At 48.9% G+C, this 24,094-nt stretch carries 16 protein-coding genes and 1 tRNA gene; 12 read left to right on the top strand and 5 right to left on the bottom strand.

What is annotated here, in order from left to right; genetic code table 11:
- Positions 1 to 328 precede the first annotated feature (328 nt).
- The 5 genes from HMPREF9439_RS00650 to HMPREF9439_RS00630 all read left to right on the top strand — a co-directional run bounded on the left by HMPREF9439_RS00650 (position 329) and on the right by HMPREF9439_RS00630 (position 8,038).
- Positions 329 to 1,978 (top strand): fumarate hydratase, encoded by a 1,650-nt coding sequence (locus HMPREF9439_RS00650; RefSeq protein ID WP_008863330.1) that lies wholly within the window; start codon positions 329 to 331, stop codon positions 1,976 to 1,978.
- A gap of 180 nt (positions 1,979 to 2,158) precedes the next feature.
- On the top strand, positions 2,159 to 3,385 hold the full coding sequence (locus HMPREF9439_RS00645; RefSeq protein ID WP_008811737.1) for a DUF401 family protein: 1,227 nt from the start codon (positions 2,159 to 2,161) through the stop codon (positions 3,383 to 3,385).
- A 101-nt stretch (positions 3,386 to 3,486) separates the two neighbouring features.
- Positions 3,487 to 6,510, top strand: coding sequence for an AAA domain-containing protein (locus HMPREF9439_RS00640; protein WP_008863329.1), 3,024 nt, complete (start codon positions 3,487 to 3,489; stop codon positions 6,508 to 6,510).
- A gap of 11 nt (positions 6,511 to 6,521) precedes the next feature.
- Positions 6,522 to 7,421: an EamA family transporter RarD gene (rarD, locus tag HMPREF9439_RS00635; protein WP_008863328.1), complete on the top strand. Its 900-nt coding sequence runs from the start codon at positions 6,522 to 6,524 to the stop codon at positions 7,419 to 7,421.
- Positions 7,418 to 8,038: a MarC family protein gene (locus tag HMPREF9439_RS00630; RefSeq protein ID WP_008811741.1), complete on the top strand. Its 621-nt coding sequence runs from the start codon at positions 7,418 to 7,420 to the stop codon at positions 8,036 to 8,038. The genes rarD and HMPREF9439_RS00630 overlap by 4 nt, the downstream gene beginning before the upstream one ends.
- Positions 8,039 to 8,159: 121 nt before the next feature.
- Here the strand turns inward: HMPREF9439_RS00630 and HMPREF9439_RS00625 are convergent, their stop codons facing one another.
- From HMPREF9439_RS00625 to HMPREF9439_RS00605, 5 genes are read right to left on the bottom strand one after another with little or no spacing between them, the layout of a single operon-like run.
- Entirely contained in the window at positions 8,160 to 9,788 is a 1,629-nt protein-coding gene (locus HMPREF9439_RS00625) for an NAD(P)-binding protein (RefSeq protein WP_008811742.1), read from the bottom strand.
- Positions 9,789 to 9,800: 12 nt separating this feature from the next.
- On the bottom strand, positions 9,801 to 10,862 hold the full coding sequence (locus HMPREF9439_RS00620) for a thiamine pyrophosphate-dependent enzyme (RefSeq protein ID WP_008811743.1): 1,062 nt from the start codon (positions 10,860 to 10,862) through the stop codon (positions 9,801 to 9,803).
- A gap of 3 nt (positions 10,863 to 10,865) precedes the next feature.
- Complete coding sequence (gene porA / locus HMPREF9439_RS00615) at positions 10,866 to 12,122, bottom strand: 2-ketoisovalerate ferredoxin oxidoreductase subunit alpha (RefSeq protein ID WP_008863325.1); 1,257 nt, start codon at positions 12,120 to 12,122, stop codon at positions 10,866 to 10,868.
- Positions 12,123 to 12,134: 12 nt separating this feature from the next.
- The gene (locus tag HMPREF9439_RS00610) at positions 12,135 to 12,707 is read right to left on the bottom strand and encodes a 2-oxoacid:acceptor oxidoreductase family protein (RefSeq protein ID WP_008811745.1); all 573 of its coding nucleotides are present in this window, start codon (positions 12,705 to 12,707) and stop codon (positions 12,135 to 12,137) included.
- Between the two features lie 24 nt (positions 12,708 to 12,731).
- Entirely contained in the window at positions 12,732 to 14,867 is a 2,136-nt protein-coding gene (locus tag HMPREF9439_RS00605) for an acetate--CoA ligase family protein (RefSeq protein ID WP_008863323.1), read from the bottom strand.
- Between the two features lie 883 nt (positions 14,868 to 15,750).
- Here HMPREF9439_RS00605 and HMPREF9439_RS00600 point away from each other — a divergent pair.
- The 7 genes from HMPREF9439_RS00600 to parC all read left to right on the top strand — a co-directional run bounded on the left by HMPREF9439_RS00600 (position 15,751) and on the right by parC (position 24,076).
- Positions 15,751 to 15,825 (top strand) — tRNA-Arg (locus tag HMPREF9439_RS00600).
- Between the two features lie 169 nt (positions 15,826 to 15,994).
- Positions 15,995 to 16,417: a MarR family winged helix-turn-helix transcriptional regulator gene (locus HMPREF9439_RS00595; RefSeq protein WP_008863321.1), complete on the top strand. Its 423-nt coding sequence runs from the start codon at positions 15,995 to 15,997 to the stop codon at positions 16,415 to 16,417.
- A 63-nt stretch (positions 16,418 to 16,480) separates the two neighbouring features.
- Positions 16,481 to 16,858: a cupin domain-containing protein gene (locus HMPREF9439_RS00590; RefSeq protein ID WP_008811752.1), complete on the top strand. Its 378-nt coding sequence runs from the start codon at positions 16,481 to 16,483 to the stop codon at positions 16,856 to 16,858.
- 114 nt (positions 16,859 to 16,972) lie between these two features.
- Positions 16,973 to 18,229 carry a dicarboxylate/amino acid:cation symporter gene (locus HMPREF9439_RS00585; protein ID WP_008863320.1) on the top strand — a complete coding sequence of 419 codons (1,257 nt, stop codon included), beginning with the start codon at positions 16,973 to 16,975 and terminating at the stop codon, positions 18,227 to 18,229.
- Positions 18,230 to 18,465: 236 nt separating this feature from the next.
- On the top strand, positions 18,466 to 19,131 hold the full coding sequence (locus tag HMPREF9439_RS00580; protein ID WP_008863319.1) for a hypothetical protein: 666 nt from the start codon (positions 18,466 to 18,468) through the stop codon (positions 19,129 to 19,131).
- 132 nt (positions 19,132 to 19,263) lie between these two features.
- The gene (locus tag HMPREF9439_RS00575; protein ID WP_008811755.1) at positions 19,264 to 21,243 is read left to right on the top strand and encodes a DNA topoisomerase IV subunit B; all 1,980 of its coding nucleotides are present in this window, start codon (positions 19,264 to 19,266) and stop codon (positions 21,241 to 21,243) included.
- A 13-nt stretch (positions 21,244 to 21,256) separates the two neighbouring features.
- Complete coding sequence (gene parC / locus HMPREF9439_RS00570; protein ID WP_008863318.1) at positions 21,257 to 24,076, top strand: DNA topoisomerase IV subunit A; 2,820 nt, start codon at positions 21,257 to 21,259, stop codon at positions 24,074 to 24,076.
- Positions 24,077 to 24,094 lie beyond the last annotated feature (18 nt).

Below are 24,094 nucleotides of genomic sequence, written 5' to 3'. Positions count from 1 at the left end.
ACCGTTCAAGAGGTTTTGTTTTATCTGCTATTGAAAAAGCTGAAATTGTTTTGTTTCATCTGAAACATCAGCCCGTGACATCCGACTCTTCTTTTATCGTTGGTTTTGACGACAAATAATAAGTAAAAACCCTTAATGAAGGCGGATGAATTAAAAATTTTATTTCAAAATAATATTTTTATAAACAACAGGTTGGAAACGATTGTAAAATCTGCAGTTTTTACATCTAAGTAATAACCCTAATAATTTTTATAAAGTATCGACGCAGAATTGAATTTAGCGTATCTTTTTATCCGCAAATTTACAAACTTATACAAAGGAGATACGAATGGCTCAAGCCCCTGAGTTCAAATATGCACCGATGTTCCAGGTCGGGGAAGATACCACAGAGTATTATCACCTCACTTCCGAACATGTCTCTCTCGGTAATTTTGAAGGCAAAGAAATCCTGAAAGTTACGCCAGAAGCACTCACGATGCTTATCGAACGTGCCTTCACAGACGTCAACTTCATGCTTCGCCGTTCTCATAACGAATGTGTAGCAAAGATTCTGAAAGATCCGGAATCTTCCGATAACGACAAATACGTCGCTTTGACGATGCTGCGCAATGCCGAAGTCTCTGCCAAGGGTGTCCTGCCGATTTGCCAGGATACAGGTACCGCCATCATTCACGGTGAAAAGGGCCAGAGAGTTTGGACAGACTTCTCCGATGAAGAAGCGATCAGCCGCGGTGTCTACAACACCTATACTAAGAACGCTCTTCGTTATTCTCAGAACGCTCCTTTGACGCTCTATAAAGAAGTCAATACACGCTGCAACCTTCCTGCTCAGATCGATATCGAAGCCACAGAAGGTGAAGAATATCGCTTCCTTTGCGTTGTTAAGGGCGGCGGCTCTGCCAACAAGTCTTATCTCTTCCAGAAGACAAAAGCTATCCTGAACCCGAAAGCTTTAATCCCCTTCCTTTATGAACAAATCAAGGGTCTGGGAACAGCTGCTTGCCCGCCGTATCACATTGCTGTCGTTATCGGCGGAACTTCTGCTGAAAAGACCATGCTGACGGTCAAACTTGCTTCTACGAAGTTCTACGACAATCTTCCGACAACCGGCGATGAAACAGGGCGTGCTTTCCGTGACGTCGAACTCGAAAACAAACTGCTTGAACTCGCTAACAACATCGGCTTAGGCGCCCAGTTCGGCGGCAAGTACCTTGCCCACGACGTCCGCGTCATTCGTTTGCCGCGACACGGTGCCAGCTGTCCGATCGGCATTGGCGTCAGCTGCTCTGCTGACAGAAACGTTAAGTGCAAGATCAACCGCGAAGGTCTTTGGGTCGAGAAACTTGACGACAACCCTGCTGAACTGATTCCTGAAGAATTCAGACATATGGAAGAAGGCGAAACCGTTAAGATCGACTTGAATCAGCCGATGGAAAAGATTCGCGCTGAACTGTCTAAACATCCGGTTTCTACACGTGTCTCTCTGACCGGCAAGATCATCGTTGCCCGTGACATCGCTCACGCTAAACTGCAGGAACGTCTCGACAAGGGCGAACCGCTTCCGCAGTACATCAAAGACCATCCTGTTCTTTACGCTGGTCCTGCTAAGACTCCGGAAGGATACGCCTGCGGTTCTATGGGGCCGACAACTGCTAACCGTATGGATCCGTATGCCGATCCGTTCATGGCAGCCGGCGGCTCTCACGTCATGATCGCTAAGGGCAACCGTACAGACGTCGTTACCGAAGCCTGCAAGAAACACGGCGGCTTCTATCTCGGCACCATCGGCGGTGTTGCTGCCGACTTGTCTGCTGAGTCCATCCGCAGCATTAAGTGCATTGAGTATCCTGAGCTCGGTATGGAAGCTGTTTACGAAATCGACGTCGTTGACTTCCCGGCATTCATCTTGGTGGATGACAAAGGCAATGACTTCTTCAAACAGCTGAAACCTCGTTTCCCTGTGAATTTTGAAGCCTAATAACTTCTCGCAGTAAGTTCGGAAAACCCGGTGGCAAGCATCGGGTTTTCCTATTTCTGAACCAAAATCCAATAAACTACTACCAATAAAAAAACGTCTCTTTCCTCACAACCACTAGAGAGGGACGGAGCTAAGAGTAAATAATTTTATGGGCCGCGCCCTGCGGCTCGGAGTCCCAGGATGAATTCGGTTTTCCTAGTCGTTATAGCAGCGATGATCCTCATCGTTGTGCTTCTTCGTTTTAAAGTTCTTATCGGACCGGCAATTTTGAGCGGCGGTCTGTTAATTTGGCTCTTTGAGTCGAGATCCTTTGAAAAGCTTTGGATTGCGTTCACTGAAACGCTGACAATGCAGAGAACTTGGGATCTGCTTCTTTGTCTGTACTTCGTGATGTGCCTTGAGGTTGAGCTGCGCAAGAGCGGATCCCTTCACGGCATGGTGGTGACGCTGAGGAATATCTTCTCCAGCAATAAAGTTACTTTGGCGTTTATGCCGGCGTTCTTGGGGCTTCTTCCTTCCCTGGGCGGAGCTCGTTTCTCCGCGCCGATCGTGCAGGAAGCCAGTGAAGGCATTGCCGTAGACGATGAACAAAAAAGCGCCATTAATCTTTGGTTCCGTCATATTTTCGAGTTTTCAAATCCCTTGATGCCGGGCGTCATTCTTGCCTGCGGTATTGCGAACGTTTCGATCGGCGATTTAATTGATCAGGTCGGCTGGGTAACGATTCTTTGCTTTGTTTTAGGTTGGATCTTTTTAATTATTCCGTTGAAGATTACGGATCTGGAGAAAGCCACCAATACTCAGCATGACCGTACTATCGATTGGAAGAGTCTCGTCCTGGCTTTCGGTCCGATTGTCACGAGCTTCCTTTTAATCGTTGCTTTTAACGTTCAGGCCGCCCTTGCAATGGGCCTTGTGGTTGTGGCCTTTATTCCGCTTTATTTTTGGTTCAAGCGCCCCATTTCTGTAAAGAGCGTCTTTACAGAAAGCCTGGATAAAAAATTATTTTTCAATGTCGTCTGCATTCTGTACTTCATTCAGCTGCTGACGGTTATCGGCACATTGGATGAAATCGTCAGCGTCTTTAATAATTCCTCTCTGCCTCAGGCGGTTATCATTGCTTGTCTCTCCTTCATTTTCGGAGTTATGACCGGCATGGGACAAGGTTACATTGCGATCGTGATGCCGATTGTTGCCCTTATGGCTCCGGGCAATATTGTTTTGGTCGGTATTGCAATGGTCTACGGCATGGCCGGACAGATGGTGACACCTACTCACCTTTGTATCTTGGTTACCGTGGAATACTTTAAGTGCCGTCTTTGGAAAACGATCGGCAAATGCGGTGTTCTCTCCTTGTTGATGGTTTTGATTTTCTCTGCTTGGACGTATTGGCGTTATTACCTCTAACCTTCTGAGGCTAAACGTAATCTTTTCTGATTTCATGGCTCTCGGTAAAAATCTTACAATGAGGCTATAGACCTCAAAAAAGAATTAAAAGTTCCGTTGCCATGAAGTTAGATAAGGACAATCTCGCCAAAATTCTTTCGCTTTGGCTCCACGTCGAAGCGTTGACGCCGTTCGACCTCGACAAGAATGATCTTATCGAACAGATGCCGGGGAGTCTGAATCAACCTCGGTCGTCTCTTTTTACATGGGATAACGAAGACACAACACAGCGGGACAGTCTGGAAATTGAACTGCAAAAGCTTCCTAAAGAAGAAGACAGAACAGACTTTTTTCGGATGTTTACGGTCTGCATCGGCATCGTTAACCGCAACGAATTCATTGATCGGGCAGAGCATCTTCTCAGATCCAATCTATTGGATATTTCGCAGGATTTGTCTGACTTCAGCGCTGAGGAGCAAAGAACGGATGACCTTATCTGTTTGGGAGTCCTGCGTGCAAACCATTTCGGCAAAATCAGCATGGGGACGGTTGAGCCGTCCTACGCTTTGTGCGAGCTGGTTAACCTAACAAATAAACAAAAGGGCGTCGAGAGTTTTGAGTTCTTGACGGACGTTGCTCAGATTCTCCATACCTCGTCGGTCCGTCAGCTTTCGCTTGACTCTGAAACGACGGCTCAAAAAATCAGTGAAAAGGACAGGCAGTTCTATGGAATGCTCATCCACAATCTGAACAAGAAGGAATTAAAGCCGGATGAAACCCGAGGATATAAACTCATTAAAGATTTAAATCCTCCTCAAAACTTTCTCAATCCCAGAAAAATAGACGAGCTCTGCAAAAGCTGGCTTGAGAAGGCCGGTCTCGGGCCTTCTTACCGAATCTGGGTGATCGTTAATTACTACGAACGTCCAAAGCCTCTGTACTTCGACTTTATGAATTCTCCTTATATCGAAATTTTGGAGAAGATTAAAAAGCGTGTTCAGACCGAGCCGCCCACTAGGGTGCTGAGTCCGGTTTCGGAGCGATTCTTTTCCTTGGCTTACGACAATCCGGATCGAAACGACCTTTTAGCCAACTCTAAGAAGTTTCTGGAGATGACGAATCCGGAAAGGATGATCTTCGGACGCTGGCCGAGCGATATCAAAAATTATCTTGTTCCCTGCCAACAGGTTGCTCTTTCAACCATGATTTGGGCGCCGCCTGTGGATCCGATTATTTCCGTAAACGGGCCTCCGGGAACCGGAAAAACGATGCTCCTAAAAGAACTGCTGACGGAGATCGTAATCAATCGTGCCGCAGTGCTGGCTAACATTGAGGATATAGGAACGGCGCCGTTATTTGAACTGAAGTCAGGCTGGAGGGGAGAGCAGGTTCCAGTTCTTTTAAAGGAGTATGTCGAGGATTATCCGATCATCGTCGCGTCGAATAACAATAATGCGGTAGAAAACATGACGAAGGAGCTTCCTTTCGATTATGGCTTTGAGGAGCCGTTTGATTACTTCTCGGATCTCGCCAACAAATTAAATAGAAGCAAAGATGCATGGGGACTGGTTTCAGCTCCTTTAGGGAAGTCAGATAATTGGACCCGCCTTTGGAAAGCGTTTTTCAGCAATCACAAAACGCCGAAAGGGACAATTCCTTATCTTCAGCATGCCTTGGAAGAAGAGATTCAAAGCGAAGGCGGCATTGCCGAAATTCGATCCAATTGGAAAAAGGAGACTCAGCGTTTTAGAGAACTTTACTGCGATGTTCATGAGCGCATTACGTCAAAAATGCCTGATTACAAGGCTGATGTAAAGAAGTTTGCACAAACCTCTGAGGAAAAGCCTGTCACTGCCCGCTCTTTCCGAGATTCGGTGCTTCGCTCATTCAGATCCAAGAAAGGAGAATCGGAGGACAATCCTTTTGATTTCTCCGGAAGTTCAAAAGAAAAGAATCACGCTAGGCGTCTTTATACAGATGAGGAACTCGACAGAGCCAGGACTCGTTTATTCATTTCAGCATTAAAGCTTCATCGTTTGGCGGTGTTGGCCAAGAAGAAGGATTTCATCGACGGTATTCGAGGTTCGATTACCGCGAATATGTACGACCTGGTTTCTCCTCATCGGCTGTCGTTTCTCGGAACACTGTCTTTTCTGATACCGATTATTTCGACAACTTTTGCTTCGGCAGCTTTTAGATTTAATAATTTTCTTTCTTCTTCGCTGCCTTGGGTGATCGTTGATGAGGCATCTCAGGCGACTCCGCAGTCAGCTTTACTTCTGATGCAGAAAGCGAAGCGGTTTTTAGTGGTCGGAGATCCGCTCCAGCTCACACCTGTCGTGACGCTTCCTGATTCTCTTTCAGAGCTGCTTTGCGGAAAAGAGGAGCTTCTGAGGAAGTGGTCGCCGCATCTTCACAGTCTTCAGCAGCTTGCCGACGGAGCCAATCCTTTCGGTGCCTTCGTGGGTCCGGAAGAACACAAAATTTGGTCCGGACTGCCTTTGAGATTGCAGAGAAGAAGTTATCCCCCGATGTTCCATATCTGCAATCGGATCGCATATTCAGGACAGATGGTCCTACCGCCGGAGATGAAGGTAGATAAAACGCCGGAAAGATTTATCGAAAGCTATTGGGTGGATGTGGTTCCGGCAAGACCGAGCCTCTCCAATTGTGTCTCAGAAGAAGTCGATGCAGCCGAGGAGGTTCTCAACCATATCGACGTGCAAATTGCCATGAAACATCTTCAGGGCGAAGTTTTTGAAAAGAAATCTGTCCTTATTTGCACGCCGTTCCGAACCGCAGCGGCAACCCTTCGAAAGAGAATTAAGAAGACGGGCAACTGGCTTGAAGTGGAGCGCATCGGGACCGTACATACGCTTCAGGGACGCCAAAGCGACATCGTCATTGTTGTATTGGGTTCAAAGACGAATAAAGACGGATTCGGCGCGAGAAACTGGGCAACTTCAACACCTAATTTATTAAACGTCGCCGTCAGCCGCGCTAAAGAAACCGTGATTTTTATCGGAAACTATGAAGATTGGAAAGAGCACAACTACGTTCCGACCATCATGGCCGAGCTGGAAGATTACGGCAAAGGACGTCTTAAACTTTCTGAAGTATTGAATGAACCGGAACGCAATAACTAAAAAGGATTTTTATGAATAAAGGCGTGGTTTCCGTTTTAGTTGCCTATCTTATTTGGGGGCTATATCCGTTTTATTTTCATGCGATGCAGCATGTCGCCCCTACCGAAATTGTGATCCATCGTGTCTTATGGACCTTTGCGCTTTTGGCTGTTTACTTATTCTGCTCAAGGCGCTGGCGGTGGATCCAGAAAGCTATTACTGACAGGAGAACCGTTGCCGTGTTTTTGATGTCTTCGGTGCTCATCACTGCCAACTGGTCAACTTATACCTATGCGATCGTTACGAACCAAACGCTGGAGGCTTCGCTCGGATATTTTATGAATCCCTTGGTTTCTGTATTGCTGGGAACAGTATTTCTGAAAGAGAAACTAAATAAGGCTCAGATGCTTGCGATTGTTTTTGCATGTGCAGGCGTAATGTGGGTGACCTTTAAGCAAGGCGAATTTCCGGCGCTTGGCCTTACGCTGGCGCTCAGTTTTGGATTTTACGGTCTGGTACGCAAGATGGCCCCCCTGGGCAGTCTTGAAGGTCTGACGCTGGAAACGGCCTTTGCATTTCCTGTGGCGCTTTTGGCCACTTTCTATTTTGCGGGGAACGGAGATTTAACTTTCGTCCATGGCACGAGCTGGGACAAGTTCTGGCTGATCATGGCCGGTCCGATTACAACAATCCCTCTGATCTTATTTGCCTACGGATTAAAACAGGTTCCTTACTCAACGGTCGGTTTTATTCAATACCTGAGTCCGACGATGGTATTTTTTATCGGGCCGTTCTTTTTTGGGGAAGAACTGCAAGTTGACCGCTTAATTGGATTTATCCTTATATGGGCCGGCGTACTGATTTTTGTCGGCGAGAATTTTTTCCGCAGCCATTCCGGATATCGTACTGAATTCAACCAATTGTCAAAATGACCCTATCTGATTGTTTTGCACTTTTTGTGAAGTTTTTCTTCCTGCTGACGCCTCCGTTTGTGATGTCGGCATTCCTGTCGGTGACGAAAGACAACACGATTCAGGAAAGAAATACCTTAGCGATTTGGATCACGCTGTGGATTTTGATTATCAGTGGTGTACTCCTCTTTTTCGGCGGATTCATTTTTAAAATTTTCGGCATTACGCTGGACGCATTCCGAATCGGTACGGGTGCGCTCTTGTTTTTGACTGCCGTTTCTCTGGTAAGAGGCGACTCTATCCGAGTGCCGTCCGGAGACTCCGTCCAGTCTTTAGCAGTTGTGCCGATGGCCATTCCGATCACTTTGGGGCCGGCCTCTATCGGTGTGCTGATGGTTTACGGCGGTGAAATTAAAACGGGTTTGGGATTTTTCCTGGCTTATCTTTCCATCAGTGCGGCTGTCATCTGTGTCGGGGCGCTCCTGTTGGTTTCCAACTACATTCAGAAAGCCATCGGAAAGAACGGGTTAGTGGTGCTGAGCAAACTCACTGGTTTGATTCTGGCTGCATTGTCTGCCCAAATGATTTTTGAGGGCGCAGATGCATTCCTGCTGCAGACTTTAGAAAAGTTGAAGTAAAACTCTGCCGATTGGGCGGCGAGTTTGAAAATTCCTCGGCGCTTTTCCGGCATAGTCAAATAGAAAACGGTCATGTTTCGAGAAGGAACACGACCGTTTGGTTTACCTTGAAACTGCGTTATTAGATGGATTCAGGTTCCATCTTGATCGCACCGCAGGGGCATTCGCTGGCGCAGACGCCGCAGCCCTTGCAGTAGTCGTAATTGAAGATGTAGGGGACGTTGTCGTCACCGGTCTTAATCACGGCGTTGTCCGGGCACACACCGTAGCAGTTGTCGCACTGCAGGCAGTTGCCGCAGGACATGCAGCGGCGAGCTTCAAACAAGGCGTTTTCTTCCGTTAAACCGTGCTGAACTTCATCGAAAGTGCTCTGACGGCGGACAAGGTCGAGCATTGGGCGAACGGTCTTGGGAGCATCCGAGTAATACCAGGTGTTGAGGCTTTCGAACGTGGCGATTTCTTTCTTAGGATGATCAACCGGTTCTTTGCCCTTTAGGTAGCAGTCAATGCCGTAGGCAGCCTTGTAGCCGTGGCCGATGGCAACGGTAACGTTTCTGTCTCCCGGGACCATGTCGCCGCCGGCGTAAATGCCGGGGACGCCGGTTCTCATGAAGCGGTCGACTTTAACAACGCCTTTTTCGATGTCGAGTCCGGGGATCTTATCGATGAGGCTCTGGTCGACGTTTTGACCGAGGGCTAGAACAACGGTATCGGCCTCGACGGTTTCGAATTCACCAGTCGGCTGAGGATTACCGTTTTCATCGAGTTCCATTTTTTCGATGCGGATTTCCTTCGGATTTTCTGCTTCTGTAATGGTGGAAAGCCATTTCACGGAAACGCCTTCCTGGAGGGCTTCTTCAACTTCGAAGTCATGAGCCGGCATCTTTTCGCGTGTGCGGCGATAGATGATCAGAGGCTCAGCACCCATACGCTTGGCAGAACGAGCGACGTCGATAGCGGTATTGCCGCCGCCGTAAACGACAACTTTACGGCCGAGCAGAGGCTCTTCTTCGCCTTCCATGGAGCGGAGAACGGAAACAGCGTCAAGCATGTGTTTTGCATCGCCGCCCGGGATGTAGGCGTTTTTAGCCATGCCGGCACCGACTGCGAGAAAGACTGCATCGTAACAGTGAGCCTTCTTTTCTTCTTCGATGTCTTTGACGGTTGTGTTCAGTTCGAGTTTGACGCCCAGATCAAGGATTCTTGCAATTTCCTGATCAAGCACTCGGCGGGGGAGGCGGTATTTCGGAATACCGTAGCGCATCATGCCGCCGGCCTCCGGGCTGCCTTCTTTGATTGTGACCTCATGGCCTTTGAGGGCGAGCTGATAGGCAGCAGAAAGGCCTGCAGGGCCGGAGCCTACGATCAAGACTTTTTTGCCTGTCTTCTGTTCGGGTTTGACGAACTTGTAGCCGTTTTCTAAGGCGTTGTCTCCGAGGAAGCGTTCGACAGAGTTGATGCCGACGGAAGCGTCCAGCTTACCGCGGTTACAAGCGCCTTCACAGGTGTGATAGCAAACGCGTCCCATGCAGGAAGGTAGAGGATTGCGCTTGGTTAAATGGCGCCAGGCTTTTTCATAGTTGCCGCTTTCGGCGTAGAAAAGCCAGCCCTGAATATCTTCGCCGGCGGGACACTGATGGTTGCAGGGAGGAAGCTTGTGGACGTAAGTCGGACGAAGCGTTCTCCAAGAGCCGGTACGGTTTTCCAAGGAAGTACCGACATCTAACGTAATAGCAAAAGGTTTTTTCATGGGATTAAGTCCTTAAACTTTGTCGGCTCGTTCGTCAGCCTGGACAGACGGCGGAATGATTTCAGGTTCTTCTTCGCCGAGAAGGCCGAATCTTCTGATATTTCTTTGAGCGATTGCCTGAATACGAGCAAACGCATCGGCGTCTCCCTTCGGTCCGAAGAGGTGAGCGTAGCGCTTCTGAAGTTTCATATAGTTTTCAACCGGCTGGAGCTGGCGAATCTTGGTGACTTTAGTGATTTCGCCGTATTCGGATTCGAATACCGGGAAGAGACCGGTCTCAACAGCGAGGCGTGCCAGTTTGACGGTGTCAGCCGATTTGGCTCCCCAGCCGAGCGGGCACGGAACCAAGATGTGGATGTAGCGTGCGCCATGGAAAGTCATGGCTTTGGCAACTTTTCTTTCCAAGTCTCTTAAGTCGGCAATTGTGGCTGTGGCAACGTAAGGAATGCCGTGAGCCATGGCGATAAGCGGTACGTCTTTACCTTGGCCGAAGGCGTTGCCGGGATGCTTGCCGACAATCTGTGTGGTAGCCGTACGGACAGCCGGCGGCGTAGCGGACGAGCGCTGAACACCTGTGTTCATATAGCCTTCGTTGTCGTAGCAGATGTAAAGCACGTCGTCGTTTCTTTCGAACATGCCGGACAAGCATCCGAAACCGATATCAGTCGTACCGCCGTCACCGCCTTGAGCGATTACACGGACGAGCGGTTTGCCGGATTTTTTTGCCTTGACGCGTGCAACTGCGGCCATACCGGAACCGACAGCGGCCGTGTTGCCGAAAAGAGAATGAAACCAGGGAAGCTGCCAGCTGGTTTCCGGATAAGGTGTGGAGAATACTTCCAGGCAACCTGTGGCGTTAGCAGCAATCAAGCGGCCCTCGGTCGCGCGCATAGCAGCGTCCACAGCATAGCGGGCGCCCAAGGCTTCGCCGCAGCCCTGACAGGCTCTGTGGCCGGAGTTCAAGGAGTTGTATCTTTCGATGTTGGCCTGTCCGCTTCTCTGATCGGGCTGCAGAAGACGGTTGCCGACCGTGAAAGTACCGGTCTGATAAAACTTAATCTGATGTTCGCTCATGGCTTAGAGATCTCCTTTGTGAAGGTCGGCAACGGCCTTAACAATGGCTTCGGCCATCGGGCCGGAGTGGCGTTCTTCTTGTTCGTGCTTCAGCTGGTCCTGAACGACTTTCTTATCGAGATCCAGGAATGTGAGTTCGGGAAGTTCACCTTTAAGAGCAGCGTCAAAAGCTTTGTGCAGGCTGCGCTTAGTGATAGCACGGCCGCCGAGTCCGGAGATGACGCAGCAGATATCGAGGTCGGAGAGTTTACGGGTCGAACGGATTACGTCGTCGGTGACGACACCGCCGATACCGACCTGAAGAGAACGGTCAATCACGACTGCGGTCTTGGCGCCTTCGAGAGCTGTAAAGACTTCGGCAGCCGGGAAGGGGCGGTATGACTTGATTCCGAGAAGGCCGACTTTCTTGCCGTCTTCGCGCATTTCGTCAATAACATCCTTGATCGTGCCGATGACAGAGCCCAAAGCAACAACCATGACTTCGGCATCTTCAGCACGATAAAGATCAACCAAACCGCCGCTCTTGCGGCCGATGATTTCTTCGTATTCTTTGGCGACTCTGTCGATCACGCCGAGTGCCTGGAGGTGATGGGCGTGGGCAAGATAACGAACTTCGGTAAACGCTTCGGGACCGACCATTGCACCGATAGAAACCGGCTGTTCCGGATCCAAGCTCTGGCGAGGATCGTACGGAGGAAGGAATTGGTCAACTTGCTCCTGAGAAGGAATGTCCATTCTTTCGAAAGCGTGCGTTAAAACGAAACCGTCCATACAGATCATGACCGGAAGAGAGAGCTCTTCGGCAATCTTGAAAGCCTGAATATGGAGGTCGACCGCTTCCTGATTGTCTTCAGCAAAAAGCTGGATCCAGCCGCAGTCGCGCTGGCTCATAGAGTCGGAGTGGTCATTCCAAATGTTAATCGGGGCACCGATGGCGCGAGAGGCGACGGTCATAACGATCGGGAGACCGAGCCCGGAGGCGTTGTAAACCGCTTCAGCCATATAAAGCAGCCCCTGGGAAGCGGTAGCGGTGTAGGCACGGCCGCCGGCGACGGAACCGCCGATTGCCACGCTCATGGCTGCGAATTCACTTTCAACGTTCAAGAATTCGCAGTCTTCAAGAGTTCCTTTTTTGACCATGGCGCCGAGGTTTTCGACGATATGGGTCTGAGGAGAGATCGGGTAGGCGCAGATGATTTCGGGGCGGCAAAGTGCCACAGCCTCAGCGACGCCTAAAGAGCCTTCAATTTGTTTGAGCATTGGGGCGATCCTTTATAAACGATTCTTAGCTTCTAAAACAAAGGAGTAAGCGTCTGCCGCAACGTCGGCGTTGGCTTGGGCAACTTTTCCTTTGTAGCGAGTTTGGAAAGCCTGCTGGACGCTTTCGAGTTTGAGTTTGCCGGTCAGCGCGGCAAAACCTGCCAGCATAGCAGCGCCGGGAAGAGGACGACCGATGCGGGCGAGCGCGAATTTAGTGGCGGGCAGCGTAATGACGTGTCCCTTAGGTAGGCGGTTGACCAAATCTTCCAGACCGAGTTCTTCAGGCGACTGAGAGCTATTCAGAAGGACATAGGCATTTTCCGTCAAGCCGGAAAAGACATTTACGCTTTCGAGCAGTGTGCGGTCCTGAATAAGAACGGCATCCGGTTCCATGATCGGTTCACGAAGACGAATCGGCTTGTCGCTGACGCGAGCGAAAGCGACAACCGGTGCTCCGGTACGTTCACTGCCGAAACTTGGAAAAGCTTGAGCGTAGTGGCCTTCGGTAAAGGCTGCAAGCGACAGCATTTCTGCTGAAGTCACAACACCCTGACCGCCGCGGCCGTGTAATCTGATTTGGAACACTTGTTATCTTCCTTTTATAAATTGTTAGGCGATTGACAAAGCAACGAGCGCTTCTGTTGCATTAAATTTGATTCTTCCGTCGACTGCGATCGGTTCACCGTCCTTACCGCTGATCATTAACGGGTTGATATCGAGTTCGTCGATGAAAGCAAAATCTTCAACGAGCTGAGACAAACGAAGTAATGTCTCCTCGACTTTATTTATCTGTGCGGGAACTGCCCCGCGGGCGCCGGCGAGAAGTTTATAGGCTTTTACGGAATGAATCATGTCGGAGGCGTCCTCGACGGTGAGGGGAGCGAGGCGGAAAGTTACGTCTTTCATAACTTCGACAAACACGCCGCCTAAACCGAACATCATCATCTGACCGTACTGAGGATCCTTGGCGCATCCGCAGACCATTTCACGGTCGCTCTTAACCATTTCCTGGATGATGACGCCTTCAAAGCCGTCCATGAGACCTTTTTCGGTGAGTTTATTCACGAGATCAGCAAACTCGGCGCGAAGCTGATCCGCATCTTTGATGCCGACACGGACGCCGCCGACGTCTGTTTTATGAGAGATCTTTTTAGAGTTGAGCTTCATCACAACCGGATAGCCGATCTTGTTGGCTAAAGCGACGGCTTCATCGGCATCTTTGGCTTCGCCGTCTCTGCACACTCGGACTCCGTAAGCAGCCAGGACCTGCAGAGACTCTCCGGTCGTCAGCTGCACGCGATTGTCGGCAGCCGCCTGTTTGAAGACGGCTTCGACGGTCTCGGTGTCAACGGAGTAGCGAGGCGCCGGTGTGTCGGTGCGTTCGCGCCAGAGACGCTGCTGATTTAAACGAGCCAAGCCTTCTACGGCTTGTTCGGCAAACATGAAGAACGGAACGTTGACCTCGGTTTCGGAAAGGTGCGCAAAGAATTCGTTCTTTGTCATGAAGACGCCGACGATCGGTTTGTCGGGATGGGCGGCGCGAATTTCCATGACGGCTTTGGCAACATCAATATCTTTAAGGCCGAGGAAAGGCAGGTAAATGACAACGACCATATCAACGCCGTCGTCCGCGAGCACCGTTTCCAATGTCTTCTTATAGTGTTCCAGCGGAGCAGACGCGATCATGTCCACCGGATTTTTAACGGAGGCCGCTGCCGGCAGGAAAGAGCGTAGGGCTTCTTTAGTCTGATCTGAGAGGTGAGCTATTTCCATTCCGTGTTCGCAAACTGCGTCGGTGGCCATAATACCGGGACCGCCGGAGTTGGTCACGATTGCAACCCGATTGCCATTGGGAATCGGGCAGTGGCTGAACACTTTTGCTGTATTAAAGAGGTCCTGCAGAGAAAACTCGCGGATCACACCGGACTGCTTCAGTAATGCATCGGCTGCTTTATCGGCGCCGGCCAACGAGCCTGTGTGAGACGAAGCGGCGGAAGCACCTGCTGCGCTGCGGCCTGCTTTCAAGGCGATGATTGGTTTTTTCTTGCTCGTGCGGGAAGCCAGCGCGCGGAAGCGTTTCGGATCGGCGATAGATTCCATATAGAGAAGAATCTGTTTGACGTCGTCGACGTTTTCCCAGTACTCAATGGCCGAGTCAGCGTTGACGTCTGCCTGATTGCCGATGGAAATAAACTGAGCGAAACCTAAATTTAAATCCTGCAGGATGTTCAGAATACCGCCGCCCAAAGCACCGGACTGAGAGACGAAACCGATATCGCCGCGAACGGGGAGGGACTCGGCAAAGCAGGCATCGAGTCTGAATTTCGGATCTGTGTTGACAACGCCGAGGCAGTTCGGGCCGACGCAGGTCATGCCGTATTCGCGGACTTTATTGACGAGCTTTGCTTCGAGCTCGGCGCCGGCGCCCCCGGTTTCTTTGAAACCTGCGCTGATGACGACGATTCCTTTAATTCCTTTCTGGTGGCATTGATCCACAGCAGAGAGCACATATTTAGCGTTGATGACAATCACCGCCATATCGATCTCTTCCGGAACTTCTAAGACGGAAGGGTAGGCCGTCATACCTTGGATTTCAGAGTCTTTAGGATTAATCGGGAAAATCTTGCCGGTGAAGCCGTACTCGACGAGGCGCTTCATGATATCGGAACCGATCGTGTGTTCTTTATTAGATGCACCGATCACAGCCACGCTGCGAGGGCTCATGATTTTATTCAGATATGACATAAATTCTTTTCCTTAGTAATCCTTGGGAGTCTCTAAAATTCGACTGTATTCGCCATTTTATTGAAAATAATCCGTGGGTTCAGTAAGTTTTCATATTGTGCAATAGCCATTCACTCAATGAGATATGAGTTTTTTGATTTCTTTATGTTTATCTAACTGTTTGATCTAAAAGAAATAAATATTAAAACTTCATTATCTGATATTTGCATATAGCGAAATATTTAAATAATTCAATGGGTTATGCATTCTTCACCTTATTTCTAACGTTAACAATTTTTTCCCTAAAAACTCTTATTGAAGTCGGCGAGCCGAGAGGAAACTCTCCAAGTTGAAGGTTGCAATCCGAGAAGTTTAGGAGTTTCGGCGGTCGGGTGGTGAAGGTCGCAGTTCAAGTTACAAATTAGTTCCGTTCGGCTTATTCGCGAACTCAGAAAAAAGCGGGAAAAAATTTCGTTTTTCCTGTCTCTTATGAGATTTCATAACGTTCGGATTTTTAAAGAAAAAACAGTATCCCAAACATAAGTTATTTTGTGTAAAAGCGGCTTGCCTTTCCCTGAAGTTATCGGTATATTGCTCGGACTTCTTTAGGAGGGTAAAAAAAATGGAAAAAGGAAAAAGAGAACAAAAAGATAAAGCAAAGATCATCGCTGTGTCCTCCGTTATGTCCATCATCGGAAGCGGCGCGATTCTTCTTGCTGCGCAGTTCTTCAGTTAATTGAATTAAAGGGGCTCAAACGCCCCTTGGTGAAACAAAAAATCCTCGGCTGGACCGAGGATTTTTTGTTTAAAACTTCTCTGTTTCTGCCGTTTGATTTTTTCTGAACAGACTTGAGGCCGCGAGGAGAGGCATGGAACGGGATTTTCGATTAGAATTTCGTGCGTCGGCCCCATAGTTGAATGGATACAACGCGGTCCTCCTAAGACTGAGGTACAGGTTCGATTCCTGTTGGGGCCGCCACCCGTCTTTCAACCGTATTTTTAGACCCCTCTATAATTCAAACCTTTCTAATTGTTTATTCGAAATAATTTGTCTTTATTCCGAATTTAACTTAAAACAAAACCCGATTTGAGATCTTTTTTAATCCTTCTTTTTGAATTTAGTTCGGCACCGAACTATAATTTCGTCCATGGAAAATTATGAGATTGTTTATCTTTCATCGCTTTTGAACGAGAAGGCCGGATTCTTCATTCAGGAAGAACTGAAGAAGTACGGTTGTCCGGAGCTGAAAATGGCGCACGGAGATATTTTTCATACGCTGTTTGAGGCAGGGGAGCTGAGTGCAAAAGAAATTGCCGAACGCACTCGCCGTTCGAAGTCCACTGTTTCTGAGCTTGTGGATAGGCTGGTTAAGCTCGGTTATGTTTGCAAAAAAACAGATCCGGCCGATGCCAGGGGCGTGAAGATCTCGCTCACCGAAAAGGGTGTCGCATTTGAGGCGGTTTTCGGAAAAATTTCTGAAGACCTCTCGGAGAGGATCCTTTCAGCAGTGGAACCGGAAGAATTAGAAATTGCCGAAAAAGTAATGAGGAAGCTCACTTCAAATTTTTGAGGAAACTTTAGTTTTTAACTAAATAGTTCGGTTACGAACTAAATTTTAATTAAGGAGTTTGAGATGGAAAATTTTAAGATGGTTGAAGTAAAAGACGCTCCGCGTGTCGAACTGCACAACTTGCTCGGTCTGACCGGATGCGAAATTTCTATTAATGAACTTCCGGCTAAGGCCGCAGTACCTTTCGTCCATGCTCATAAGCAGAACGAAGAAGTCTACGGTGTTTTGGGCGGCAAGGGCCAGCTCTATATTGATGGCCAGGTCGTTGATATCAAAGCAGGTGACTGGTTTGTGATTCGTCCCAACGGACATCGCGCTATTCATGCCTCTGACGACGAAGGCATCAAATTCATCTGCATTCAGACAAAGAGCGGAAGCCTGCAGGAATTTACTGCCGGAGACGCCATCATCCTCGAAGAAAAAACCCCTTGGTTGAAATAATCTGAAGCCTTCTCCATAACCAGAGTTCCCGCTTTCGGAAATAAAGAACCGAAGCGGGAATTTTTGTTTCAAGTCTGGTATATCCTGTTACAAAAACACACATAAGGATTCATCGTGGATAAAAAAATCTTAGCTGCCGGGATGCAGAAAGGCTTCGTTGGCGTGGTTGTTGCCTACTTTTTGGCAATTGCTCTAGGCATTTTGGCCGGAATTTGGGAAAACCATTATTTAATGATCGTTGTGCAGTTCATTAGCACCGTTTTCATTAGATTGTTCAAGTTCTTAAGTATTCCGATCATTTGCGTGTCCATTATTTCTTCTTTGTCGACTTTGTCTCAGAACAATGAATCGGCGAAGATTTTCAGACACACGATTTTTTATACGCTTTCAACAACGATTCTTGCCGCTTGCGTGGCCGCCTCTTTATACGTGCTTTTTACACCGGCGAACGTGGCCGTCACCGGAACGGCTCCTGATATCTCTAATAAATTAGGAAGTCACTCTTATTTGGATTACGTGGAAAGCATTGTCCCCGATAATTTCATTACGCCGTTCCAAACAGCGAACGTTCTTTCTGTACTTCTCATCGCTGCAGCTGTCGGTATTGCCATTGCAAAGATGCCGAGAGAATCTAAGAATCAGGATCTCATGATCACATTCTTTAAAGCGTCTCAGGATGTTCTCTTTACGCTTGTCAATTGGCTTATCGTCGTTTTGCCGATCGGTATCTTTGCTTTCGTCGCTTCACTGGCTCAGGAAGTCAGCCATGGCGTCAGCTTAGGCGGTTTGGGAACTTACTTCGCATTGGTTATTTCCGCGATCTTAATCCAGATGTTCATCGTGATCCCTGCCTTCCTGATGTTTAAAGGATTCAATCCGATTAAAGTTGCAAAGGGAATGCTGCCGGCTCTTGCTTTGGCTTTCTTCTCTAAGTCCTCAGCTGCAACACTGCCGGTCACAATGAGATGCGCGCAGCAGAACCTCGGAGAAAAACCGCAGGTTGCGCAGTTCGTCCTTCCGATGTGCACAACAATCAACATGAATGGCTGTGCGGCTTTCATTTTCTTAACCGTCGTCTATCTGATGCAAAATGCTGGTCTTGATATCCATCCCGGTGTCATTGTTGCCTGGATCTTTATTGCGACTCTGGCAGCTATCGGGAACGCCGGCGTGCCTATGGGCTGCTTCTTCTTGTCCGCAAGCTTGCTCGCCAGCATGAATGTTCCCATCCTTCTGATGGGAGTGATTCTGCCTTTCTATGCCGTGGTAGATATGATTGAAACCAGTCTTAACGTCTGGTCCGACAGCTCTGTTTCTGCGATGGTTGATAAAGACATGAAGGAACTTGATGCAGTTATGGCAGCCAAGTAACTTGGACTTCTCTGCAATTTGATTGCAGATGGTCATTGATAGCTAATTCAGCCTCCGATGGAGGCTGAATTCGTATACAGCGCTCATAGAGTAGGAAAATCTGGATAATAGGTGGTGAAGAAACCAAGGTTAGTGATCACCCGCAGAGGCGTCAAAAATGTAAGCAGGCGTAAAGCAACCTTGGTTAGAATGGAAGTAGTCCGTTTTTTAGTCCTTTTGAGCTGTCAGGTTGTATCATGTTTATTAACGATATTTGGTCTTGTGGTGTTACAACGAAAACCAAGAAAATCGTTGCTGAAGCCCAGAAGGACGGTTATTTGCTGAATTTTTTGCAGCTGGAATTGGAGGAAGGCGGTCTTCCTAATTGGAAGACGATCAATTCTTTCTGCGAACTGGTCGCAACCTCGACACAAAATAATCCTCCTGACGAAGCAATGCAGTCGCCTCAGGAAAAGTTTGACCGCTTGATGAACGCTATCTTTTTGAAGACGTTCAATCTTAGAAATTATGAGGAAGACCCTCTTTCTGCCGGCGAAATCCTCCTATTTACAAAATTGGAATCCATTGATCGCCGGGACCGGTTTGCGACAACAGCTCTTTACTTAGCTGCTCCGGCGATTCTTAAATTAAGAGGCTTAAAAGGCGGCTACGATGTGAGAAGGATCTTTTCCTTGGCCGCTTATAAAGCTATGGAAGGCGGGACTGCTAAGAACAAGGAGCTGCAAATTCTCATCGGCGATCTCTTCGAAGATGAAAACTTGAGAAAAGCGGTCCATCGAATTTGGTATGTCTTTAAGGACGCGAGAGGCAATCCGGAAAAATGCGCCAGAGGACTTCGAGACCTCGCCGACGGGATTTATCTGCAGGCGATGAAGGCAGAACAGGCTCGAAAGGCCTCGTAGGATTCTGTAAAAACTATTAGTAAAAACGCGTCAAAAGATGACTTCCCGGCCGTAAAAAGGCAGAAGTCGGTCTAAATCAATTTGTTAAAATAGCCATTTGCATCTTTTCTTTGTCGCTGGATTGGCGCCCGTATGTCTCTTGAGCAAGATAATAAAGTCAACGATTACTCCGAAAAATCGATTCGCATTTTGAAAGGTCTTCAGCCGGTTAAACAACGCCCCGGTATGTATACCTTGACGGATTGTCCTTTGCACATTATTCAGGAGGTCATCGACAACGCGACGGACGAGGTTTTAGCGAATTTCGCCAACCGAATCATCCTGACCGAACACGCTGACGGATCGATTTCCGTAGAAGATAACGGACGCGGCATTCCGGTCGGTATTCATCCGGAAGAGAAGGTTCCAGTTGTTGAAATCGTTTTCACTCGTCTGCATGCCGGCGGTAAATTCGACAAAGGTGCCGGCGGTGCCTATTCTTTCTCCGGCGGTTTGCACGGCGTCGGTGTTTCTGTCACCAATGCGCTGTCCTCTCGCCTGGAAGTAACCGTTTGGCGTGACGGTCTCGAAAGCTCAATTACTTTCGAGGACGGTTTTGTTACAGTGCCTTTGAACAGTGTTAAAACTCCTCGACCAAAGAAAGCGACCGGAACGAGGGTTCGCTGCTGGCCGGACGGAAAGTATTTCGACACGCTCACGATTCCTAAGAACCAGTTGATCCGCCTCTTGAGAAGTAAGGCAGTTTTGCTTCCGGGCTGCGAGGTGGTCTATCGCAATGAAAAAGACAACATCGAACAGGTCTGGAAATACGAAGGCGGTCTCAAGGAATATTTGACCGAACAGCTGGACCGTCCTCCGTTGGTTCAGCCTTTCGAAGCTCAGGGCTTTGCCGGAGCGGACGACGATACCTTTTCTCAGGGCGAAGGCGCCGGCTGGGTCGTTTGCTGGACAGATGAAGGTCAGCTGGAACGTGAGAGCTACGTGAACCTGATTCCGACACCGCTCGGCGGCACTCATGAAGCTGGTTTGCGCGACGGCGTCTTCCAAGCCATGAGAAGTTTCATGGAAACCCATGGCTTGGGCGCTAAAGGCATCAAGATGATCGTGGATGACGTGTTTGCGCGTGCCAGCTTTGTCTTGAATGCAAAAGTACTGGACCCTCAGTTCCAGGGACAGACCAAAGAAAAATTGATCAGCCGAGATGCGCTGAAGCTGGTTTCCAGCTTTGTGCGTCCGCAGATGGAGTTCTGGCTCAACAGCCACGTTGAAGAGGGCCGCAAGCTTGCTGAAATGTTTATCAAGCAGGCACAGGCGCGCCAGCATTCCGCTCAGAAAATCGAAAAGAGAAAAGGATCTTCTGTTGCGGTTCTTCCGGGCAAACTTACGGATTGCACGAGCGGCGATATTTCCCGCAATGAACTCTTCCTGGTGGAAGGTGACTCTGCGGGCGGTTCGGCTAAGAAGGGACGCGATAAAGAATATCAAGCCATTCTTCCTCTTCGCGGTAAAGTTTTGAACACATGGGAAGTCGATCAGAACCTGCTTTTCGGCAACAAAGAAATTCACGATATTTCGGTTTCTATCGGTGTCGATCCCCACAAGATCGGTGAGAAGCCCGATATTTCAAATCTTCGTTACGGCAAGATCTGCATCATGGCCGATGCCGACGTGGATGGCTCTCACATTGAAGTGCTCCTGCTGACGCTTTTCTACAAGCACTTTTCCTACCTTATGGAGACAGGGCATATCTACATTTCGATGCCGCCGCTCTTTAAGGTTTCGGTTCCGAACAAAGGAAAGAAGAAAGAACGCCGAATTTACTGCTTGAACGAAGAAGAGCTGAAAAAGACAGTCGAGAAACTCAAAAAAGAAAAATTTACCGATGCTCAGATCGTTATCTCACGATTCAAAGGTCTCGGCGAAATGGATTGGGAAGAACTCAAAGAGACTTCTTTGGATCCCGAAACCCGCAGACTTTTGCCGGTGAAGGTCGGACTACCGGGCGACGATTTAACCGGAAAGGCCATGCAGATTCTCATGGGAAATAAAGAAGCCGACGCACGTAAGCAGTGGATCGAACGCCACGGCGACCAGTTCGAACCTGATATTTAACTGAGCGCAATAAATGCCTAAGAAACCAAGACGCAAATTAACGGAAGCTGATCAGACCGAGCTTTTTGAAGAAATCGACGGAAAGGCGGTTCTGCCCGCAGCTGAAGACGAAGAGCCCCAAGAGAAGAAAGGAAAAGCTAAAAAAGCTCAGCCGGAACCCGAAGAAGACATCGGTAAGGGAACCGGTTTCCTCTTTGATATGCTAGAGGAGGAGCCGGAACATTCTCCTGAGGCAGAAAAGTCTTCCTCCGAGGGTGAAAAGAAATTAGAGTTTCAACTGGAAGATGCAACAGCAGAGTTGGCTGAACCGGCTTCTGAACCGAAGAATGAAGATTCTCTAGAAGAAGCCGAGCAGCTCGCTCAAAACCTGATGCGTGAAGATGCTTCTGACATGAAGGAAGAGCTTCAGGAAGTTGCGGACGAAGTTGAAGAAGCAGAATTGGTTCCTGCGCCTGCACAGCCCCGTGGTTCTGACATCGTCGAAGAAGCTCTGAAGCATGCCGACACAGACTGCGATGAATTAACGCTTGCATACTTTGCAAGCCGCGCTTATCTGGAATACGCTATTTCTGTGGTAAAAGGCCGTGCATTGCCGGACGTCTGCGACGGCATGAAGCCTGTCCAGAGAAGAATTCTCTACGCAATGAAGCGGCTCGGCCTGAATCCGGATGTCAAAACGGTTAAGAGTGCTCGAGTCGTCGGTGAAGTCTTAGGTAAGTATCATCCGCACGGTGACTCGGCCGCTTACGACGCTATGGTTCGTTTGGCGCAGGACTTCACGATGCGCTATCCGTTGGTTCAAGGTCAGGGTAACTTCGGTTCGGCTGACGGCGACGGTGCTGCGGCTATGCGTTACACCGAAGTCCGCCTTTCTAAGTATGCCGATCTTCTGCTTGGCGAACTGGACAAAGGAACCGTCAAATTTATTCCGAACTACGACGGAACCCATAAAGAACCAGTTTTACTGCCGGCCCGTCTGCCGGTGCTTTTATTGAACGGCTCCAGCGGTATTGCGGTCGGTATGGCAACCGAAATTCCGTCCCACAATCTTACGGAAGTCGGAGAGGCTGCCATTGAAGTGATCCGTAATCCTGAGATCACGACGGACGAATTGCTTGAAATTGTTAAAGGTCCGGATTTCCCGGGCGGTGCTCAGGTTATATCTTCTGCCTCTGACATTAAGAATGTTTATCGAAGCGGTTACGGCAACCTGCAGGTTCGCGCCACTTACCACTTTGAAGAGCTTTCCAGGGGCCAGTGGCAGTTAGTTTTTGACAGCGTTCCGTATAAAGTTTCCGTCATGAAGGTGATGTCGGAACTGGAAGCGCTCACTAATCCTAAGGCACCGCAAGGTAAGAAGTCTCTGACTGCAAAACAGCAGCAGGACAAGCAGCTGATCATGAACGTCATGAGCGGCATGAGAGACGAGTCGAGTGCTGAGGCACCTGTACGCTTGGTCATCGATCCGAAATCGAAATCCATTGATCGAGAAGAGCTCGTCAGCACCATTCTCAGTAAGACCAGTCTTGAAACCTCCTGCAAGTTCAACCTTGTGGTGATTGGCATTGACGGCAAACCTCGTCAAAAAGGTTTGAAAGACATTCTTTCCGAATGGGTTAGCTTTAGACTGCGTACGGTTCGCGCTCGATCTCAGACTTCTTTAAATGAAGCTGAAGCTCGTATCCATACGTTGGAAGGTCGTCTCATTGTTCTCGTTGATATTGAGGAAGTGATTCGCATCATTCGCGGTGCGGACGATCCCAAGAAAGAACTGATAACGCATTTCGGGTTGTCTGATACGCAGGCCGAAGACATCCTTGAAATCAAACTGCGTCAGTTGGCCTCTCTCGATGAAGTCAAACTCCGTAAAGAGCTGGAGAAGCTTCGGAATGAAGCTGAACGTCTGCGCGGCTTGCTGACGGATGAAAAGAAACTGAGAAGAGAAGTCACCAAAGAGATCCGTCAGGATATTGACACCTATGGCGACGAAAGACGCACACTCATTGAAGAAGCCAAGGGCGCTTCGATTGCGAAACAGGTGATTGATGAACCTGTCACAGTGATCGTGAGTGAAAAGGGCTTCCTGCGTTCAAGACAAGGTCATGGATTTGACGCTCGTGCCATGAACTTCAAGCTGGGTGACAAGTATCGCTGCTCTATGGAATGCCGCAGTGTCGACAATTTGTATATCTTGTCGAACACCGGACGCATTTACAGTATTCCGGTTTCTTCTCTGCCGAGTGCCAGAGGCGAGGGGACTCATGTGAGCGCGTTCGTCCAATTCCAGGACGGAGATGTTCCCTTTGACTACATTTGCGGTGCGTCCGATACTGTCTTGCTGTTTACCTCAGACGCAGCCATGGGCTTCTTCTGCAAGATGTCTGATCTTGCAGTCCGTCAGAGAGGCGGCAAATCCTTCTTTATCTTGGACGGAGCTAAACCGCTTCCGGTTCAGGTTTCAACACCGTTGACCGGCTGGATCGCCGCGTTGTCTTCGAGCGGTCGATTGGTTGTCTTCACGACGGATGAACTCAGAGCTCTTTCGAGCGGCGGCAAGGGCACCACAATCATGGCGCTCCAGGACGATGAGAAACTGGTCGCAGCCGTTCCGATTTCTCCGAACGGAGTCGTGGTGGTCGGAAAAGGCCGCGGCGGCAAGATTCAGGAACTTTTGGTCGGTCCTCGCTCCATTGAAGACTACCGAACACGGAGAGGCCGTAAGGGCCGGTTCGTTGAGGCTAAATGGGAGTTCTTAGGTTTGAAGCCTTATAAGCTTGAGACTGCCAATAAAGGTGACGATAGCGAAGAGGTTGAAGAAAGCACGATCATCTAAGAGCTTCAGACTCAAATA

It is taken from the genome of Parasutterella excrementihominis YIT 11859, from assembly GCF_000205025.1.
Lineage (GTDB): Bacteria > Pseudomonadota > Gammaproteobacteria > Burkholderiales > Burkholderiaceae_F > Parasutterella > Parasutterella excrementihominis.
The sequence above is the reverse complement of the archived record's forward strand: the minus strand, read 5'-3'. Positions and strand labels throughout refer to the sequence as shown.

Excerpts from the sequence above, each read along its gene's own strand:
- HMPREF9439_RS00650 (WP_008863330.1), top strand. The coding sequence starts at position 329 with ATGGCTCAAGCCCCTGAGTTCAAATATGCACCGATGTTCCAGGTCGGG.
- HMPREF9439_RS00645 (WP_008811737.1), top strand. The coding sequence starts at position 2,159 with ATGAATTCGGTTTTCCTAGTCGTTATAGCAGCGATGATCCTCATCGTT.
- HMPREF9439_RS00640 (WP_008863329.1), top strand. The coding sequence starts at position 3,487 with ATGAAGTTAGATAAGGACAATCTCGCCAAAATTCTTTCGCTTTGGCTC.
- rarD (WP_008863328.1), top strand. The coding sequence starts at position 6,522 with ATGAATAAAGGCGTGGTTTCCGTTTTAGTTGCCTATCTTATTTGGGGG.
- HMPREF9439_RS00630 (WP_008811741.1), top strand. The coding sequence starts at position 7,418 with ATGACCCTATCTGATTGTTTTGCACTTTTTGTGAAGTTTTTCTTCCTG.
- HMPREF9439_RS00625 (WP_008811742.1), bottom strand. The coding sequence starts at position 9,788 with ATGAAAAAACCTTTTGCTATTACGTTAGATGTCGGTACTTCCTTGGAA.
- HMPREF9439_RS00620 (WP_008811743.1), bottom strand. The coding sequence starts at position 10,862 with ATGAGCGAACATCAGATTAAGTTTTATCAGACCGGTACTTTCACGGTC.
- porA (WP_008863325.1), bottom strand. The coding sequence starts at position 12,122 with ATGCTCAAACAAATTGAAGGCTCTTTAGGCGTCGCTGAGGCTGTGGCA.
- HMPREF9439_RS00605 (WP_008863323.1), bottom strand. The coding sequence starts at position 14,867 with ATGTCATATCTGAATAAAATCATGAGCCCTCGCAGCGTGGCTGTGATC.
- HMPREF9439_RS00595 (WP_008863321.1), top strand. The coding sequence starts at position 15,995 with ATGGAAAATTATGAGATTGTTTATCTTTCATCGCTTTTGAACGAGAAG.
- HMPREF9439_RS00590 (WP_008811752.1), top strand. The coding sequence starts at position 16,481 with ATGGAAAATTTTAAGATGGTTGAAGTAAAAGACGCTCCGCGTGTCGAA.
- HMPREF9439_RS00580 (WP_008863319.1), top strand. The coding sequence starts at position 18,466 with ATGTTTATTAACGATATTTGGTCTTGTGGTGTTACAACGAAAACCAAG.
- HMPREF9439_RS00575 (WP_008811755.1), top strand. The coding sequence starts at position 19,264 with ATGTCTCTTGAGCAAGATAATAAAGTCAACGATTACTCCGAAAAATCG.
- parC (WP_008863318.1), top strand. The coding sequence starts at position 21,257 with ATGCCTAAGAAACCAAGACGCAAATTAACGGAAGCTGATCAGACCGAG.